Raw genomic sequence first — 19,517 nt, forward strand, 5'->3', positions numbered from 1 at the left:
AGGTGACTCCCATGACATTCCAATATTCGGAAAAACGGATTCCTCGGAGTTTGAGTCCTCTGGGGTTTGACCAACTCAGATTTACGTGATCGCGGAGCTGACCGAGTTGGCCAAACTTCAAAATAAAATTTTAAATCAACGACCTGCCTAGCATTCCAAGATGCAGGTCGTCATGGAGTTTCACTGAATTGAACCCAGTGCATCGGTGCCCATGTCGCGTTTCGGAGCCTGCCACTCAGATAGATCAGCTTAATGCAGTGGTTAGAATAACCGATTTCCCAATGAATGAAGCCACCCACATACTTTTCTTGAGTTAGCGAGCCAGCTGGATCGGCTGACCTGTGGTCATAACCAGACTCGCTCTCATCAAAGATGCCTTCGGAGTGAGGACGGGTCTGAGTATTGGCCAAGTGTCACAACGCACGACCCATTGAAGGACAAAACATTCAGATGGTGGTGCCCGCATTTGCGATTGCCGCTACCGAAGTTACGGGAGGATAAGCAAGATGAAGATAATGAATAAATCGCTGCGATTTGCTGCAATCGCAGGCCTGGCGTTGTCGCTGGGTGGGGCTGCCGCCGCGGGTGATACGTGGGAATGGTGGCCAAATTCGGCGGAGAAAATCAGCGGAGATGTTGTTGAGACATTTGACTACACGCCGCGGATGGATGCGCCATCGCAAAAGTGGCATGTATGCGTTTTGCTGCCGCACCTGAAAGACACCTGGTGGGTCGGCATCGGCGTTGGTGCAATGAAGGAAGCCGAGCGGCAGGGTATTAAGGCTTCGCTCTTTCAAGCTGGTGGGTACACTGAGCTGAATAAACAGTTATCGCAATTTGATGACTGTGTTGCCCTAGGCGTGGATGCTATCCTGATTGCTGCAATCTCCGAAGGAGCACTGAAACCGAAGATCGAAGCCGCTCGAGAGAAGGGCGTTAAACTGGTGGCCGTCGGCAATCCGATGTCCGACGATGTCACGCTCGATTCAGCGGTTTTTGGGGACTACAACATTGATGCTGAAGTGGCCGGCAAGGCGCTGGTGGAGCATTATGAAGCCATGGGCAAGGAAAGCGCCCGCGTTATAAACTTTGCCGGTGTCGCCGGTGCAGGGTGGGCCGAGCAGGCTGCGCAAGGGTGGACCAACGCCTTTGAAGGCACGAGCGTTGAGCTAGTCGAGCACAAATATGGCGAAACCGGGAAAAGCACACAGCTCAAACTTGTTGAAGATACCATCCAGACCTATGACGATATCGACGCTTACGTCGGTGTGGCTGTCATGGCCGAAGTTGCACCTGACGTTTTGGAAGAAGCAGGGATGGCAGGTAACGTCGATATTCTGGCCTTCTACATGTCCGAAGGCGCTTTGAACGGCGTGATAGACGGATCGGTACTTGGCGTTGCCTCGAACCCTATGGTCGTTGAGTCAGCGGTGGCGATGGACACAGCAATACGTCTGCTTGAAGGAGAAGAGGTGCCGGGTCGCATGCGCTTGCCACCGGTCTGGATCGATAAGCAATTTGTTGAGACGCAGGACATGTCAAAGTTCACGCCTCCCGATGGCTGGGAAGTGATCTACACTGTCGAGTGACCAACTCTAACGCCATTCACAATTGATGCACGACCGCGTTTGAACGTGGTCGTGCAGAAGGCCGCCAGAGGTTTTCAGACTGCCTTGAAAAACCGACATTCTTTCTACAGGCACGCGTCTTCATTGATACCGACGGGTGCAGACTGGACATTCCAATGACCGCGAATTCAGCCACCAATCCAACAGGCGCATCTGCAAAGGTGGACACTCCTCTCATCGACATGAAGGGGATCCAAAAACGCTTTCCCGGTGTGTTGGCACTGGACCAGATCGAGTTCGAATTGCGTCCGGGAGAAGTGCACGTTCTATTTGGCGAGAACGGTGCTGGAAAATCCACATTGATCAATGTCATTTCAGGAACCTTCCCTCAGGACGGTGGTATTTACAAATTTTGTGGCGGAGTCTTAAGCAACCTCAATCCGTATCGTGCTCGCCAGATTGGGATCAGCCCGGTGTTTCAGGAGTTCAGCTTGGCTCCAGATCTGACCATAGAGGAAAACCTATTTCTGGGGCGGGAGGTCAGCAAGGGCGGGGTTTTAAACAAAGGCGAAATGCGCACGAAGGTCGCGCAGGTCCTGGAATCTCTCGGCTTCGATCTGTTGGCAAAACAGCGGGTGGCTGAGCTGTCACGCGCTCAACAACAGATGGCGGAAATTGCAAAGGCGCTTTTGCATGACGTACGCGTTTTGATCCTGGATGAGCCGACGGCGTCTCTGAGTGAGCGAGAAACTGAACGGTTGTTTGAAATTATTGACGATCTCAAAGCCCAGGGAGTCGGGATCATCTACGTGTCGCACCGCATGGCGGAAATCAAACGCTTAGCAGATCGCGTCACAGTGTTGCGGGATGGGCGGCTCGTCGGGACAGTTGAGGCCGAGCTGGTGAGTGAAGAGAAATTGATCGAAATGATGACCGGTCGAACATTTGAGGCGATGTTCCCCCAAATTGAAAATCGCGCAGGTGACACGCTTTTACAGACCTCCGGACTAACGACGCGGGACCGGTTGGTGGATAACGTGGACTTCAGCGTCAAAGCTGGAGAGGTCGTGGGAATTGCCGGGCTGGTAGGCTGCGGCAAATCGGAATTGGCACGTGCTGTTTTTGGTCTCGAAGACATTGAAAGTGGCAGGATAGAGTTGATGGGGCAAACGGTCACGCGACCGTCACCAGCACATATGCTTAATCGCGGCTTGTGTTACTTCCCATCAGACAGGGTGGCGGAGGGTTTGGCTTTACCTCGGTCGATCCGCGAGAACATGACGTTGGCGGCACTTGATTTGAAAGCCTTTGCATCTCACGGTTTTCTGAAAATTAACTCTGAACGTCGCATCGCAGAAGAGATGATCCGACGTTTAACAGTAGCCCCAAGTGATCCGGAGAAACGTGTCGAGTTCCTGTCGGGTGGGAACCGCCAAAAAGTGATGCTGGCCCGTGGGCTTGAGCGGGATGTTAAGGTTTATCTTTTTGACGAACCGACAGTTGGCATCGATGTCGGTGCGAAAACGGAAATTTATAACCTCATTAAGGAAATGGCAGAGGGCGGGGCTGCGGTGGTCGTCATCTCGTCAGAGTTGCCCGAAGTGATCCACCTGTCGCATCGAGCTTACGTGATGCACCGGGGTGCATTGGTGGCCGAGTTGACAGGAGATGAGATCAACGAAGCGACAATCCTCGCGCACTTCTTTGACCGCGATCATCTGGACGAGGCAAGCTCGCCATCGCTTCGGGATGCAGGGTAGCGCAATCATGGAAAAAACACTCAATCCAATCCACAAAGCTGAAAGCCGGCAAAGTGCTGTCATGCGTCGCCTGATGGTTCTTGGACTTTTGCCGCTATTGATGATCGTTCTGTGCATCGTCCTGGGCCTGGTCGAGCCGAAGTTTCTGCGCAGCGCCAATCTTATCAACGTGCTGCGAAATGCCTCTTTCCTGATGCTGATTGCTTCAGGGCAGATGATGGTGCTGATCATCGGCGGCTTTGACTTGTCCATCGGAGCGGTGGTGGCGCTGACCTCTGTGACGACCGCACTGAGTATGAATGCACTGATTGCATTATTTCCGGATTCATATCTGCTTGTGATCTCTCTTGGCGTGCTGGCAGGACTGGGTGCTGGAGCTGCTGTTGGGTTGCTCAACGGTTTCGTCGTTGCCTTGATGAAGGTCAGCCCGTTCATGGTGACGTTGGGCACGCTGTCAATTGCATCAGGTCTTGCGCTCTACATGACCCAAGGTGTGCCGGTTTACGGGATGCCGGATCTCTTCACGCGTGATTTCGGGCGAATGCGGATTTTTAATCTGCCTGTGGTTATCTATCTGACGGCAGCAATGCTGGTTCTCATCTGGTGGATGATGAACCATACGAAGTTCGGCAAGTACATGTATGCCATTGGCAGCAATGAACATGCCGCGCGCGTCTCGGGCGTGAAGGTGACCTTCTATATCGTGGCAACCTACACTGTCTGTTCGATGGTGGCGGCCCTGACTGGTATTTTGCTTACAGCACGGGTTGGCTCCGGCGAGGCGGGCCTTGGCGCAACACTGATGATGGAAAGCATAGCCGCCGCGGTGATCGGAGGAGTTTCCCTGCGTGGTGGTGTGGGGCGTGTTGAAATGGTCGCCCTTGGTGCTCTCTTCCTGGCCCTTGTCACAAACGCAATGAACTTGTTGCGGGTGGACAGCAAATTGCAAACGATTGTCATTGGCGTCGTCATCATCCTGGCCGTCGGTATCGAAACCTATCAGTCCAAGAGGGCGAAACGATGAGCGATCAGGTGAATGTAAACACGGCGAGCGGTTCGGGTCTTTACAAAATGATGATGGGGTTTTTTGCTAGCTATGGGTTTTTGCCCGTGATCCTTGTCTTTATTTATCTGGGATTTGGCCTGGTTGAACCGGTCTTTCTAACCGGGGCAAATGCACTGAACATTATTGAACAGGCGAGCTATCTGATAGTTCTGGCGACCGCGCAAATGTTCGTGTTGCTTACTCGCGGTTTCGACTTGTCACTTGGCGTTGTTGTGTCTGTTGTCAGCGTGGCCAGTGCGATGGTTATGGTCTCGATCGCACCAGAAGGTGAAGGTCCTGTCATCCTAGCTTTAACCGCTGGTATCTTCACAGCACTAGCCGTTGGGGCAACGGCAGGGGGGATTAATGGTTTATGCGTTGCCTATCTCGGGATCAATCCATTCGTCGTTACCCTAGGGATGCAGGGCATCGCATTTGGGTTGGCTACTACGATTTCTGGTGGATTCCCTGTCTTTGGCTTACCTGAAGTGTTGATCAACAGTTTGGGGCAAGGCGGGGCATGGCTCGGTTTTTTGTCCCCGCCGGTTGGTGTCTGTATTGTCATACTTTTGCTGTCACATTTCATTCTGAATTACACCGTTTTTGGGCGCAGTCTTTATTTGCTAGGATCCAATCCGCGAGCAGCAGAGGTGGGTGGTTTACCCTGGCGGCGGCACAACATGATGGCCTATGTGCTGTGTTCGACTATTGCCGCCATAGGCGCAATCCTAATCACCGCGCGCACCGGAACGGGCGAGCCAAGCACGGGCGGCGGCTTGGTGCTGCTCAGCATTGCGGCAGCTGTTGCAGGCGGGGTGTCCTTGCGCGGTGGGGAAGGTCGGGTAATCCATGTTGTTTTCGGGGGTCTCCTAGTATCGGTACTGTCGGTGGGCATGAACCTGGCAAGGATCGACAGCTTCCTGCAGCAGGTTGTACTTGGGTTTGTCGTGGTCGGAGCAGTCTTTCTGGACCGTTTGCGTTTGCGCATCCGGCTTTAACTAAAGTGGGCCTCCGTGAGGCTGTGTCGCAGGCGGAATCTTGCCGCTAAGATTCTGATCCTAATAGAAAATCTAAGTGTTTATCGCAGATATACAGCGTTCTGGATTGGCTCGCGTAAGGGTATAATTCTGGAGCGCGAAGCAAGCGCTTTAGCATTGTCTCGTGCCAACCTGTCTGAGGGAGGACACATCATGAAGAATAAAGGTATATTTGCTATGGCACTCGCTGCCCCAACTTTCGTATTTGCCGCCGAAAGCTCTGACCCAATCGTCATTCCGACGCACAACTGGTCCAGCCAGATCGTAATGAGCCACGTCGTCGGCGATATTCTGGAGAGTATGGGTTACACAGTTGATCATATCGAAACTGGCAGCAACGAAGTCTACGAGCACCTACAGAAAGGTGAAGCCACGATTGTGGTTGAGGTCTGGGAAGGGGTGTTTGGGAAGTTGTTTGATGCCGCCTTAGAGACCGGGAATGTGGTTGATGCCGGATCACATGAGGCGACAACGCGTGAAGAATGGTGGTATCCAGATTACGTCGAAGAGATGTGCCCTGGCCTTCCTGATTGGGAGGCACTCAATGCCTGTGCGGCAAAATTTGCGACAGATGAGACTGGCGACAAAGGAATGTTCCTTGCCGGTCCCGAAGATTGGCCACAGCATCATATGGAACGGATCAAAGCGTTGGATATGAATTTTCAGATGGTCCATGCCGCCTCGGCCGAAGCGCTTTGGAGCGCCATTGACGAGGCAAAGGCCGAAGGACGTCCCGTCGTTCTGCAAAATTGGACACCGAATTTTGTTGAAGCGGTGCACCCAGGCAAATTTGTTGAATTTCCAGCCTATGAGGCTGGTTGCATGGAAGATGCATCTGTTGGGGTTAATCCCGAAATGGCATATGATTGCGGCGCGCCTGTCGATGGCTACCTGAAGAAGGCGGCTTGGGCCGGAATGAAAGACAAGTGGCCAAATGCCTATGCAGCACTTGAGCGGATGTCATTCACGAATGCGCAGATCGCCGAAATGGCCAAACTTGTAGACGTAGACGGAATGACGCCCGAAGCAGCTGCCGAAAGTTGGCTTTCCGCAAACGAAACACTTTGGACGCCTTGGGTGAACTGATCGGCAACATCTTCCTGTCCCGATCGCGCAATCTCCCAGCGCAATAGGGTTCTACTGCCGGCTTCGGATATCTTCGCTTTAAGCGGCTTGTCCGAGGTCGGTTTTTGTCAATGCGACGTTCCGTTTCGTACAAGTAGAATTTCTGACTCTTGTGTTGAGATAATACCGTTTTTCGCAGGGGCTAAGCTTTCCTAAACTCATTGAAAATCTGGTGGACTCTTTTTTAGGCCTACCGCTGATTTTACCCGCAATCTTGAACGCAACCGCAGCATACGCCGCGCCGTTCCCCAACAAGGATGGTACAGTAAATTGCCAGATACAGCTCAGACGCAAGGCCTCGATAAGGTCATTCACGCTCATTCGCACACAGTGCTTAAGCTGAACACAAAGCGGTTCGACAAATCACCCTATTTCGACAAATGGGCAACCAAAGATACGATCTTCGGTATCTACAACACGCGCTTGTATGCAGTGTCCTTTGGGGAGGATGTGATTGCTGACTATTGGCAGTTGCGCAAAGGCATTATGCTATATGATGTGCCTGAGATGCCGATTGCCATCAAGGGGCCCGATGCAGTTAAGCTACTGGAACGTGCGCTTACCCGAAAGATAGGAAATATGGGCGTCTGGAAGGCGCGCTATGCTATTGCCTGCACACCGCAAGGCGGAATCATCATGGATGGTGTCGTGATCCGTCTGGCTGAAGACCATTTCTGGTACGTTCAGGCCAATGGTGGCTTTGAGCATTGGCTTAATCTGATGTCCGATGGCATGGATGTCGAGGTTAGCGATCCGCAATCGCGGGTCTTGCAGGTGCAAGGCCCCAAGGCTCTGGAATTCTTGGAAAAAGCCTGTCCTGGGCAGAAGCCGGAGCGTTGGGGGTACTTTAACGCAGGCCGCTTTAGCTTCAACGGTATGGAAGCAGTTGTGTCTCGAACCGGTTTCACGGGAGAGATGGGAATCGAGATTTACGGTAATCCGGAAAACGACCCGCACAAGTTCTGGGATTACATCTTTGAGGTCGGGAAAGAGTTCGGCCTGCGCATGGGGGCGGGCGGGTCAATGACACTGCGTCGAGTGGAGGCTGGTATCCTCGACTACGACATGGACATCAATCCTGGCACGACCCCATTTGATGCAGGGCTTGAAAGCCTCGTGGAGTTTGACAACCCTGACTTCATCGGGCGCGATGCGCTGATGAAGGCCGACAAGCGGAGACGGCTATATGGGCTTAAGTGCGAAACTGGAATCCCGCGAGTAGGCACTCGGATTTTGGATGACGGTCAAGACGTTGCCCGCATGACAATCGGGGACTGGTCTCCCACATTGGAGAAAGGCATCGGCTACGTCCTGTTTGACGAACCAGAGAGTTCCAGCGGAGCTTGGGTCGGACGAACGCTTCAGATCGAGACACCCGATGGGAATATGCACAAGGCAGAGATTGTCGAGCTTCCGTTTATGGACCCGGACAAGAGGATCCCGCGCGGGCTGGAAACGCCACCTGAATAATCGGAAACAGAAATCAAAGTAGGCTGGTGCTTCACAAGGGCGCCTACCTGTTTTTCGACAGAAGAGGCAACTACTTCATGGATATGAATGGCGAACAAAAAATTAACGCCCCGCAAGCCGTGGTTTGGCAGGCATTGAACGATCCGGATATGTTGCGTGATAGTATTCCAGGCTGCCAGGAACTGGAAAGAACCGGAGAAAATGGGTTTGAAGCCACAGTGAAGGCCAAGGTTGGTCCAGTCTCCGCGAAGTTCGCTGGAGTGGTCGAACTGCTCGATATAAATGAGCCTGAGAGCTACAGAATATCAGGAGAGGGCAAAGGCGGCGTCGCAGGATTCGCTTCGGGAAGTGCAAATGTCCGGCTTGTACCTAATGGTGAAACGACCACTTTGTTATACACCGTCAATGCCAAGGTAGGCGGCAAACTTGCTCAAATTGGCAGTCGGTTGATTGACAGTGCAGCCAAGAAGATGGCTAGCCAGTTTTTCACCAAGTTCTCAGATAATCTTGAGGCATATTCCCCAGAGTCACCGGCAGAACCAGCCGACTGATACTGGCCCAGCGTTAAGTTTAGCTAAACGCTGGGGGCAGATTAAACGAGTTCCCCAAATTTACAGGCAGAGATACTTTTTACACACGGGCGCACTGCGCCTGACCAATCGCGATGATCATGGTGATGCTAAACCGGGGAGGGGGTCGCACGTGCCTACTATTTCTATGACTGTGAACGGCAGGGATGTGTCTGGTGACGTCGAAGGACGCACTTTGCTGGTTGAGTTTATTCGCAAGAACCTACGCCTGACTGGCACGCATGTTGGTTGTGACACGAGCCAATGTGGTGCCTGTGTTGTGCATGTCGATGGTCGGTCAGTCAAATCCTGCACGATGCTTGCGGTCGAGGCTGAAGGAACCACGGTAACCACGCTCGAAGGACTTACCGAAGATGGCAAGATGCACCCAATGCAAGAAGCGTTTCGCGATCAGCATGGCTTGCAATGTGGGTTCTGCACGCCTGGCATGGTGATGAGCACGATTGACCTACTACGGGTCAATCCCAATCCTTCCGAGGCAGAAATTCGCGAATGGCTTGAAGGCAATATTTGCCGCTGCACGGGCTATCACAACATCGTCAATGCTGTTCAGCAGGTCGCATCAGGCGACGCCGCTTAAAGAAAGGCCGGACCCATGAATGATATGCTGGTTGGTAAACCTCTGAAGCGCAAAGAGGATCAACGTCTGCTAACGGGTAAAGGGCGCTATGTTGACGACATTCGTCGTCCAGGCGAAACCTACGCGGTGTTTGTCCGTTCTCCTGTTGCGCATGGGACTATCAAGTCCATCAACAAAGAAGCAGCCCTTGCCGCGCCTGGCGTATTGGGCGTGTTCACCGGTGAAGACATCCAGCGCGATGACTGGGGCTCAATCCCCTGCGGTTGGGTGGTGACCGACCGAAAAGGTGAGCCGCACAAAGCTGTGCCGCACTATGCTCTAACGCCGGATCGCGCTCGCTATGTCGGTGATCATCTTGCCGTTGTGGTGGCCGAGACCTACGAGCAAGCGCGCGACGGTGCTGAATTGGTTGAAATTGATTTCGACGAGCTGGAGCCGGTCATCAACCTTGCAAACGCTCTCGAAGGTGAACAGATCCACGATCTCGCACCGCAAAATCTGTGCTATGACTGGGAGCTGGGCAGCCGGACTGAAATTGATGCGATCTTCGAGACCGCACATCACATCACCTCGCTCGATCTAGTGAACAACCGCCTTGTACCTAACGCGATGGAGCCTCGTGCGGCCATCGCCGAATACGATTCCGGCTTGGACAGTTATACACTTTGGTCCACCAGCCAAAACCCGCACATGTTGCGTTGGATGTTGAGCGGATCGGTGACTGGCATCCCCGAAACGAAGATACGCGTCATAGCACCTGATGTAGGTGGCGGGTTTGGCATGAAAATCTATTGCTACCCGGAGGAAACAACCTGCCTTTGGCTGTCAAAAATGATCGACCGCCCGGTGCGTTGGACCGGGGACCGGTCAGAGTCGTTCCTGGCGGACACCCATGCCCGTGATCACCTGACCACCGTCGATCTAGCGTTGGACAAGGACGGCACGTTCCTAGGTATGAAGATTGACACTACGGCCAACATGGGTGCCTATCTGTCAAACTACGCAACGAGTATTCCGACCTATTTCTACGCCACATTGTTCGCTGGTTGTTACAAAACACCAGTGATCTACAGCAACGTGCGTGCGGTGTTCACCAACACATCGCCAGTGGATGCTTATCGTGGTGCAGGCAGGCCCGAAGCCGCCTATCTGATCGAGCGGGTTGTTGATGTGGCGGCGCATGAGATGGGACTCGACCCAATCGAAATTCGCCGTCGCAACTTCATAAAGCCTGCGGACTTTCCGTACCAGACGCCAGTTCATCTGACCTACGACATCGGCGATTACGATGCTTCGCTCGATGAGGCACTCAGGATGATTGACTACGACGGTTTCCCAGCGCGCCGCGAAGAAGCCAAGTCACGCGGCAAGCTGCGTGGCATTGGTCTAGCTTGCTACATTGAGGCCTGCGGTGTGGCCCCGTCTCAGTTGATCGGCAAAATGGGAGCAGGTGCTGGTTTGTGGGAATCCGGGCAGATCCGATTCAACGCGACGGGCACTGCGTTTGTTTTGACTGGTACGCATGGGCACGGTCAGGGGCATGAAACGACATTTGGTCAGATCGTGGCCGATATGTTCGGCATCCCGATTGAGGATGTGGAGCTGATCCACGGTGATACCAGCCAGGTTCCCATGGGCATGGGCACCTATGGATCGCGTTCCCTAGCGGTTGGAGGATCAGCAATTGTTCGCGCCGGTGAGAAGGTTATTGAAAAAGGCCGTAAGATCGCCGCCCATATGTTGGAAGCCTCCGTCGTAGACATCGAATTTGAACAGGGTCTCTATTCGGTGACCGGCACCAATAAATCCGTCACGATTAAGGAAGTTGCTGAGCGCGCTTATGTGCCGCTCGACTATCCCGAAGGACTTGAACCGGGTCTTGATGAGACCGCGTTTTATGATCCGGGGAATTTCACTTACCCGGCTGGCACTCATATCTGTGAGGTCGAGATCGACCCTAGAACTGGTGTGCTGGAGATTGTCGATTGGGTCGCCGTGGATGACTTCGGCACTGTGATCAACCCGATGATCGTAGAAGGGCAAATACATGGTGGACTGGCGCAGGGGATTGGCCAGGCGATCATGGAAAATGGCGTCTATGATCCCGAAAGCGGGCAATTGATTACCGGCTCATTCATGGATTATTGCATGCCGCGCGCTGATGATCTGCCAAAATTTCGTGTTGGCTACACATGTACCCCCTGTACCCATAATCCGTTGGGCGCGAAAGGTGCGGGTGAGGCTGGGTGCATCGCAGCTCCCCCGACACTAATCAATGCGATCGTGAATGCGCTAGAGATCCGGCACATCGATATGCCGGCCACGGGTGAGAAACTGTGGCGCATCGCCAAAGATAAAATTGCAGCGGAATAGGAGGGAATACGAATGTATAGCTTCAACTATCACAACCCCTCCTCGCAACAGGAAGCCGAAGAGCTTCTGGCATCCACTGATAGTCCGTCGCTGCTCGCTGGTGGCCAGACCCTGTTGCCGACGCTAAAACACAGATTGGCCGAGCCGTCTGATCTAATCGATCTGAAAGGGATAAGCGGTCTGAGCGGTATTCACAAAGAGAACAATTCGATCGTCATCGGTGCAACTACCACCCATTGTGCGGTGTCGGAAAATGAATTGGTGGCGCGGCACATCCCCGCGTTGTCGAAACTCGCAAGCGGCATCGGCGATCAGCAGGTGCGTCACCGGGGAACGATAGGCGGATCGGTGGCCAATAATGATCCGGCAGCGGATTATCCTGCGGGATGCATTGGCCTTGGCGCTACCATTCGCACCAACCGCCGCGAGATAGATGCTGATGACTTCTTCGTCGATTTGTTCGAAACGGCGTTGGAGGAGGATGAGATGATCCTTGCCGTGTCCTTTCCTATACCCCAACAGGCAGCCTACATCAAATTCCCGAACCCAGCTTCGCGCTATGCCCTAGTGGGCGTAATGCTGTCTAAAACGGGCGGAGATGTGCGCGTTGCCGTCACCGGGGCTGGGTCTGCCGGTGTCTTTCGTGACAGTCATATTGAAGCCATCCTTGGCAAGAATTTTTCCGCTGAAGCCATCGATGGCAGCGGTATTGATGAAGCGGACATATCCGCCGATATCCATGCCTCAGCTGAGTATCGCAAGCACCTAATAGGCGAAATGGCACGCCGTGCTGTCGAGGCCGCCAGCGGGGGTTAACCGGGAGAGATCATCATGATCTGGGAGGCGACGTTTTGGTTTGGGTTGGCCCTCTCGCTAGTCGCGGGGTTCTTCTATTTCAGGGAGCTTGGCGATATCAGTCAGATGTTTTTTCGCATCAAGCGGAACAATCTGGTCTGGGTAATCCGTCATGAGTATAAGATCATGGGCGCAGGCCTTGCCGGAGTCCTGGCCTGTACGCTGAGCTATTGGCTGGCTGGAGCCGGAACGGGTTTGATCTGGTGGCCTGCTTTGATCATCTGGGGGCTTTTTTACCTTTTCCCTTATGTCTGGCTACACACGGGAATGCGCACCAAGACCGGAAATGCCAAATACTACAGCCTCAAAGAAGCGCGCCAATTCGTCAGCCCTTCGAATGAAGTTCTGGTGATCGTGAATAATGGCATTGCGCGGGCTCACCCCGATGCCGAGCTTCTGCGCCCTCATGTAGTAGGCAATTCCGACGGGTTTGACGGGGCGGATATCCAGATGACCTATTGTGGTATGTCCAATCTGGGACTTGCATTCGAGCCGAGCATCAACGGACAACCCGTCAAACTGGAGGTCATGGCGCAAATCGCCAACAACCTGATCCTTCGCGACAACAATACCGGCGAGCCTGTCCAACAGATATTGGGAGCCCGCGAATGCGAGATCGTGCAAGGCACAGGCATGACTCCGTGGCCGACGTTCCGCATGACATTCCGAGGGTTCGAAAAGGCGTATCCTGACGGAACGGTTTATATTAACCAACCATCCTCCAATCCACTCTTGAAAATTCTCGATACTGCCCAGGACATGATGTTTACCTGGGGCATCCGGGCACAACACCGTATTGAGGCGCCATTGATCGACAACATGACCCGTTCAGATAGCCGGCTGCCCAACAAAACGTATATTTGGGGCGTTAACATCGGCACAGACGCGACATGCTATACCGATGAGTTTGTTAAGCATCATGAAGGTCCTATTAACACTTCTGTTGGTGGGCGCGGTATCGTAGTGGCCTATGATGAGAATTTCGAGAGCCTTGGGGTTTGGTACAACGACAGAGGTGGGCCTGTCTCAGAAATAGACTTCTACGGGAAATCGGATCAAGGCCAATTGGCGCGTGTAGAAACGCTCAAGCCTGGAATGTTCTGGCATGTCTGGGCCGAGTATTTTCCACACACGGACATCAACCGTACAGATCGCGAACCGGCCCGGCGTGCGGGATGAGCAGCTGGCTTCCCTCCCTCAACGGGCTGCGTGCCTTCGAGTCGGTATCACGACATCTGAACTATCGAAAAGCAGCTGAGGAGTTACACGTCTCGCCTGGCGCAGCCAACCAACTTGTGCGCAAGCTGGAAGACGCTTTGGGCGGACCACTTCTGGAAAAGAAGGGCCGAAAACTAGTGCTGACCCCGATTGGGGCGGTTGGGCGCGAAGGCCTGTCTCTCCCGTTTCGGCAGATCGCCGACACGGTTGAGCGGATGCGAGCCATGACCAGCGCGCAAAGGTTTGTTGTAACGACCACCCCATCCTTCGCTGCATCCTGGCTCGTGCCCCGGCTAGAAAGGTTCAAGGAGGCCAACCCCGGAATAGACGTTCTGATCGACTCCACCCCGCAGATTGTGGATATGGAAGTTGGCGTAGCCGATGTTGGCATACGATTTGGGGTGAAAGATCATGGCGACCTGACCTTTTTTAGGCTGTTTGACGAAGAGCTTTGCGCTTTTTGCAGCCCTCGACTTGTAGAAGGTCCACCTGAAATAACGTCACTGGATCATCTCGAAGATGCCAAGCTATTGCGTTGGGATCTGACGCAGTTCCATTGGGCTGAAAATACTCGGAAGTGGAATTACTGGAAGCACTGGTTGACCAAAATGGGTGCTGAAAGTGTTACGCCGGGCGACGGCTTGCGCTTTAGTGATTACAATTTGGCCGTTCAGTCCGCTGTCGCAGGGCAAGGATTCATCATAGGCAGCCCGCGTGTACTGCATGACCTCATCGAAGCAAAACTGCTCGTCAACCCGTTCGGACGAGGGGTGGCTACAGATATTGGATATGACCTTGTAGTGAATGAGGTCGCTCTTGAACGCGCCGAGGTGGCGGCCTTTGTTTCATGGATTATGACCGAAGCAGGCGTGGTGACAGGTCACAGCGACCCGGTTTGACATTAGAACCACATTTCCAAGCCTGATTTTTGCAGAGAAACTAAATGATCAGCTCAGATCATCTGAATTCTCAAGAAGTGATCATTCACATAGCTTCAGACTCAAGGGCTAAGAAAACATCGCGTTAGTAGAGATGTCCAAGCATTCGAGCCCCTGAGGGAAACCGATAGATTATCTACCTCAAAGCACAACAAAGCAGGAAAACTATAACCTGCATTTCTGGGAGGAAAAAAATGACAATGAGAAAGAGCGCGCTGGTCGTGGCATTTGCTATGGGGGCGATTCCTGCAAATGTGACCTATGCTGCCGAAGAGCCGGACAGTTGTAGCGAAGTTTCTTTTGCCGATGTCGGCTGGACAGCTGAAACGGCGACCACCGCGTTATCAGGAATGGTGCTTGAAGCGCTGGGATATGAGGTGGACATAAAGGTTCTTTCGATCCCTGTGACGTACAAGTCGATGGAAAATGGCGATATTGACGCGTTCCTAGGTAACTGGATGCCGTCGATGGCCGCCGATATCAAACCCTACACGGATTCCGGTGCTGTCGAAGTCGTGCGCGCGGTTGTGGAAGGCGCGAAGTACACGTTGGCAACCAATGCTGCAGGGGCGGAGCTAGGCATCAAGGATTTCGCGGATATTGCCAAACACGCGGATGCTCTCGACAACGCGATTATCGGCATCGAACCCGGCAATGACGGCAACCGTCTTGTCTTGGAGATGATCGAGAAGGATCAATTTGGTCTTTCTAAGTTCGAACTCAAGGAAAGCTCGGAGCAAGGGATGTTGGCACAGGTTGCCCGATCGGATGGCAAGGGCGAACCAGTGGTGTTTCTGGGCTGGGCGCCGCATCCGATGAACAACAATTTCGACATGACCTACCTGACAGGCGGCGATGATACCTTTGGTCCCGATTTCGGCGCCGCGAAGGTCTATTCGAATGTTCGCGCAGGGTATCTCGAGGAATGCCCCAATGTTGGCAAATTCATGAAAAACCTCTCCTTCTCAGTTGATATGGAGAACATTCTTATGGCGGCCATCCTTGAAGATGGCGCCGACCCGGAAGATGCCGGGCGCGATTGGTTGAAGGAAAACATCAGCGTTCTCGACGAATGGCTTGATGGTGTGGTCACTCGCGATGGTGGTGATGCCAAAGCTGCAGTCGAGGCCGAGTTGGCTGGCTAAAGCGAATTGCCAATTTGGAAGGTCCGGGTGAGCCCGGACCTTCTTATGCACGGGCTTCGGCTCTTTATCAGGATCCATACATGGACTGGCTAACCGACAACAAGATCCCTGTTGGGAGCTCTTTCAAAGAGGCCTTCGAGTGGCTGCGCACTAATGCAGGTTTTTTCTTCGACGGACTGGAAGCGTTCACCAATGGTCTCATTGAGACGATCCTTTATGTATTGAACGCCCCGCACCCATTGATAATCGTAGCGATTTTTGTAGCGCTGACTTGGTATCTGCGTCGTAGCTGGAAGCCTTGCCTGCTGGTGTTCCTGGGGTTTCTGTTCATTCTTAACCAGGGGTACTGGGAAGAAACGCTGGAGAGCCTGACGCTTGTTCTGGTATCCTGCATTTTCTGTATGGGTATCGGCGTTCCTATCGGGATTGCAGCGGCGCATCGTCCAAGACTCTATCAGGCCATGCGCCCAGTGCTGGATTTGATGCAGACGCTTCCCACATTCGTTTATCTCATACCGATGATTGTGTTCTTTGGAATCGGAATGGTGCCGGGTCTGATTGCAACGGTGGTTTTCGTGATCCCCGCGCCAATCCGGCTGACCCATCTCGGAATTTCAAAAACGCCCACTGCTTTGCTTGAGGCAGCGCAGGCCTTTGGTGCTACTCCGCGACAGACACTTTGGAAGGTCGAGCTGCCCTACGCGATGCCGCAGATAATGGCCGGGTTGAATCAAACCATCATGCTCAGCCTATCAATGGTGGTTATCGCCGCCCTTGTCGGCGCTGACGGCCTTGGGGTTCCGGTGGTTCGCGCCCTCAATCAGGTGAACACTGCACTTGGGTTTGAAAGCGGACTGATCATTGTCGTGGTCGCGATTATTCTCGACCGAATGTTGCGAGGGGATCAATAAGCACCATGCCCGTAGCTGTGGAATTTGACAAAGTGTCCATCGTGTTTGGCCCGAAGCCAGAACTGGCGTTGCCCTTGATGGACGAGATGAAGGAACGCCCAGAAATTCAGCTCGAAACAGGGCAAGTACTGGGAGTGCATGACTGCAACCTGAGCGTCGGTACCGGAGAGATCCTTGTCCTGATGGGACTGTCTGGCTCGGGGAAGTCCACGCTTATCCGTGCGGTCAATGCGCTCAACCCTGTAGTACGTGGAGCTGTGCGGGTGAATGACGGGTCAAAAATGGTTGATGTGACCAATGCCGACGCAAATACCCTGCGAGAAATGCGCCAGCACAAAGTTGCTATGGTCTTTCAGCAATTTGGCCTGCTGCCCTGGCGCACCGTGCGAGAGAATGTGGGTCTGGGACTTGAACTTGCCGGCATGCAAAAAGCACAGCGCGATGCTCAGGTGGATAAGCAATTGGAACTGGTGCACTTGAGCGATTGGGCAGAGCGCAAGGTGGGCGAACTTTCGGGCGGGATGCAGCAGCGTGTGGGGCTGGCTCGTGCCTTTGCAACCGATGCTCCTATCCTTTTGATGGACGAGCCCTTTTCTGCGCTCGATCCTCTGATCCGCACCCGGCTTCAGGATGAATTGCTGGATCTGCAACGCGAGCTAAAGCGAACGATCATCTTCGTCAGCCACGATCTAGATGAAGCCTTCAAGCTCGGTGACAGGATTGCCATCATGGAAGGCGGTCGCATCGTTCAGATTGGTACGCCACAGGACATCTATTCGGATCCCATCAACGAATATGTTGCCGATTTCGTAGCGCATATGAATCCACTTGGCGTGCTCTGCGCACGTGATTTGATCGAACCTGCAACTACAACACCTGAAATCACTGTGGATGCTGACGTAGATGTGCGCGCAGTGATGGAAGAGTTTGGTCGTGCTGAGACGCCGGTTGTAGGCGTTGTTGAGAATGGACAGCTGATCGGTCAAATCTCAACCGATCGCATTTTGGCCAAGCTGTGTAACCCACGCAATTGATACTCGCGCTTAAAACAAATCCAAAGGGTCTGCATGGAAACCTACGACTACATCATCATAGGATCAGGTTCAGCAGGGTCCGTTCTGGCACGACGGCTGAGTGAAGACCCCAGAACTAAGGTTCTGGTTCTGGAATTTGGCGGCAAGGACAATTCAGTCTTCATTCAGATGCCTTCGGCTCTTTCGATCCCTATGAACTCGAAAAAATACGATTGGGGGTTTTACACCGAACCGGAGCCTGGCTTGGATGGCCGCCGCATCCATCAAGCGCGCGGCAAAGTGATCGGAGGGTCGTCTTCGATCAACGGTATGGTCTGGGTGCGTGGCAACGCAGGCGATTTTGATGATTGGAACGCATCTGGCGCGAACGGTTGGAGCTATGCAGACGTGCTACCTTACTTCCGTCGGGCCGAAACCAGTGTGATGGCAGACCAGTATCGCAGCCAAGGCGGCGAGCAGCACGTCAGTCGTGCTCCTGTGACCAATCCATTATACCGCGCCTTCATCGAAGCCGGGCGTCAAGCCGGATACCCGGTGAGCGAGGACTACAACGGGTTCATGCAAGAGGGCTTCTCCGTCATGGATATGTCCGTGAAGGACGGCGTCCGGTGGTCAACGGCCAATGCCTATCTTAAGCCAAGTCTCAATCGTCCAAACCTACGTCTGATCATGCATGCGCTGACCCACAAGGTTCAGTTGGAAGGAAAACGCGCCACTGGTGTCGAGTATTCTGTCAAAGGCGGCCCGGTGGTCACAGCCAAGGCAGCGCGGGAGGTGATCATTTCAGCCGGGCCGATCAATTCTCCAAAGCTTTTGATGCTCTCGGGTATTGGCCCATCGGAGCATTTGCGTGAGCATGGAATTAACCCGTTGCACGAATTGCCAGGGGTAGGGGAAAACCTGCACGATCATCTGGAAATCTGGATGCAACAACAATGCACACAACCTATCACTCTCAACGGAGTTCTTGGACCTCTGAGCAAGGCCAAGATTGGGCTGCAATGGCTTCTGTTCAGAAATGGTCTCGGGGCCTCCAACCATCTGGAGGCGAACGGCCATATTCGCAGCCGGGCAGGCATCCCTTATCCCGATCTTCAGTATCACATGCTGGGGGGCGCTATTGCCTACGATGGGTCATCCTCGTTCAAGGGGCACGGCTTTCAGGCTCATATCATCCAAGGCAAGCCTAAGAGCAGGGGACGGCTTACGCTGCGATCTGCCAACCCCGCAGAGGCGCCCCGGCTGGTGTTCAACTACCTTCAAAACGACTATGACCGTCAGGTATTCCGCGACGGTATTCGACTGACCCGCGAAATTTTTGGTCAGTCCGCATTCGACCCGTACCGCGGGCCTGAAATCTTACCCGGTCCCGATGTGCAAACGGACTCTGAGATGGACGATTTCGTATCGCAAAATGCGGTCACAGCCTATCATCCCGCGGGCACCTGCAAGATGGGAACGGACGATATGTCGGTGGTGGACCCTGAAACAAGAGTGCATGGGGTTGAAGGCTTACGTGTCATCGACAGCTCCATCATGCCGTTTGTAACGAATGGCAACCTGAACGCCCCGACAATTATGATTGGTGAAAAAGGGGCGGACCACGTTCTAGAAAAAGGCATGTTGCCTGCCTCCAATGCTCCAGCCTACCGTGCACCAGACTGGGAGACGTCCCAACGCTGAGGGGATCAGGTCAAACGAGGCATTCTAAACTCATTCCTGGTCTTGGATTCGGCGCAGCATTGACGCGTTGCCAGAGCGCAGCTGCGCAATGCTCACGGCCCAGAGCTGCCATTGACTGACCGATCAAGATGCTGCGCTTGCAATCCGCATAGCTGCCGCTCATCTCAGTTAGTTGTTTTAACTGA

Annotated in this window: 16 protein-coding genes; all 16 read left to right on the forward strand. The window is 53.5% G+C overall.

Annotated features, from left to right (window positions below):
• The first annotated feature begins 506 nt into the window (after positions 1 to 506).
• On the forward strand, positions 507 to 1,589 hold the full coding sequence (gene torT, locus RZ517_RS08030; protein WP_338550932.1) for a TMAO reductase system periplasmic protein TorT: 1,083 nt from the start codon (positions 507 to 509) through the stop codon (positions 1,587 to 1,589).
• A 155-nt stretch (positions 1,590 to 1,744) separates the two neighbouring features.
• Positions 1,745 to 3,328: a sugar ABC transporter ATP-binding protein gene (locus RZ517_RS08035; protein WP_338550933.1), complete on the forward strand. Its 1,584-nt coding sequence runs from the start codon at positions 1,745 to 1,747 to the stop codon at positions 3,326 to 3,328.
• A complete protein-coding gene (locus RZ517_RS08040) occupies positions 3,273 to 4,352 on the forward strand; it encodes an ABC transporter permease (protein ID WP_338550934.1) in 1,080 nt (359 codons plus the stop codon). The genes RZ517_RS08035 and RZ517_RS08040 overlap by 56 nt, the downstream gene beginning before the upstream one ends.
• Entirely contained in the window at positions 4,349 to 5,371 is a 1,023-nt protein-coding gene (locus RZ517_RS08045; RefSeq protein WP_338550935.1) for an ABC transporter permease, read from the forward strand. The genes RZ517_RS08040 and RZ517_RS08045 overlap by 4 nt, the downstream gene beginning before the upstream one ends.
• 192 nt (positions 5,372 to 5,563) lie before the next feature.
• The gene (locus RZ517_RS08050) at positions 5,564 to 6,496 is read left to right on the forward strand and encodes an ABC transporter substrate-binding protein (RefSeq protein ID WP_338550936.1); all 933 of its coding nucleotides are present in this window, start codon (positions 5,564 to 5,566) and stop codon (positions 6,494 to 6,496) included.
• A gap of 309 nt (positions 6,497 to 6,805) precedes the next feature.
• Positions 6,806 to 8,005, forward strand: coding sequence for an aminomethyltransferase family protein (locus RZ517_RS08055; protein ID WP_338550937.1), 1,200 nt, complete (start codon positions 6,806 to 6,808; stop codon positions 8,003 to 8,005).
• Positions 8,006 to 8,082: 77 nt separating this feature from the next.
• Positions 8,083 to 8,556 (forward strand): SRPBCC family protein, encoded by a 474-nt coding sequence (locus tag RZ517_RS08060; protein WP_338550938.1) that lies wholly within the window; start codon positions 8,083 to 8,085, stop codon positions 8,554 to 8,556.
• Between the two features lie 151 nt (positions 8,557 to 8,707).
• Entirely contained in the window at positions 8,708 to 9,175 is a 468-nt protein-coding gene (locus tag RZ517_RS08065) for a (2Fe-2S)-binding protein (protein WP_338550939.1), read from the forward strand.
• Positions 9,176 to 9,190: 15 nt separating this feature from the next.
• Positions 9,191 to 11,548 (forward strand): xanthine dehydrogenase family protein molybdopterin-binding subunit, encoded by a 2,358-nt coding sequence (locus tag RZ517_RS08070; RefSeq protein ID WP_338550940.1) that lies wholly within the window; start codon positions 9,191 to 9,193, stop codon positions 11,546 to 11,548.
• A gap of 12 nt (positions 11,549 to 11,560) precedes the next feature.
• Complete coding sequence (locus RZ517_RS08075; RefSeq protein ID WP_338550941.1) at positions 11,561 to 12,364, forward strand: FAD binding domain-containing protein; 804 nt, start codon at positions 11,561 to 11,563, stop codon at positions 12,362 to 12,364.
• 15 nt (positions 12,365 to 12,379) lie between these two features.
• The gene (locus tag RZ517_RS08080) at positions 12,380 to 13,582 is read left to right on the forward strand and encodes a DUF3179 domain-containing (seleno)protein (RefSeq protein ID WP_338550942.1); all 1,203 of its coding nucleotides are present in this window, start codon (positions 12,380 to 12,382) and stop codon (positions 13,580 to 13,582) included.
• The gene (locus RZ517_RS08085; protein ID WP_338550943.1) at positions 13,579 to 14,520 is read left to right on the forward strand and encodes a LysR substrate-binding domain-containing protein; all 942 of its coding nucleotides are present in this window, start codon (positions 13,579 to 13,581) and stop codon (positions 14,518 to 14,520) included. The genes RZ517_RS08080 and RZ517_RS08085 overlap by 4 nt, the downstream gene beginning before the upstream one ends.
• A 233-nt stretch (positions 14,521 to 14,753) precedes the next feature.
• The gene (gene choX, locus RZ517_RS08090) at positions 14,754 to 15,704 is read left to right on the forward strand and encodes a choline ABC transporter substrate-binding protein (RefSeq protein ID WP_338550944.1); all 951 of its coding nucleotides are present in this window, start codon (positions 14,754 to 14,756) and stop codon (positions 15,702 to 15,704) included.
• An 80-nt stretch (positions 15,705 to 15,784) separates the two neighbouring features.
• Positions 15,785 to 16,615 (forward strand): choline ABC transporter permease subunit, encoded by an 831-nt coding sequence (gene choW / locus RZ517_RS08095; protein ID WP_338550945.1) that lies wholly within the window; start codon positions 15,785 to 15,787, stop codon positions 16,613 to 16,615.
• A gap of 5 nt (positions 16,616 to 16,620) precedes the next feature.
• Complete coding sequence (gene choV / locus RZ517_RS08100; RefSeq protein WP_338550946.1) at positions 16,621 to 17,649, forward strand: choline ABC transporter ATP-binding protein; 1,029 nt, start codon at positions 16,621 to 16,623, stop codon at positions 17,647 to 17,649.
• Between the two features lie 33 nt (positions 17,650 to 17,682).
• The gene (gene betA, locus RZ517_RS08105; RefSeq protein WP_338550947.1) at positions 17,683 to 19,332 is read left to right on the forward strand and encodes a choline dehydrogenase; all 1,650 of its coding nucleotides are present in this window, start codon (positions 17,683 to 17,685) and stop codon (positions 19,330 to 19,332) included.
• Positions 19,333 to 19,517: the final 185 nt, after the last annotated feature.

The organism is Roseovarius sp. S88 (assembly GCF_037023735.1).
GTDB classification, from domain to species: domain Bacteria; phylum Pseudomonadota; class Alphaproteobacteria; order Rhodobacterales; family Rhodobacteraceae; genus Roseovarius; species Roseovarius phycicola.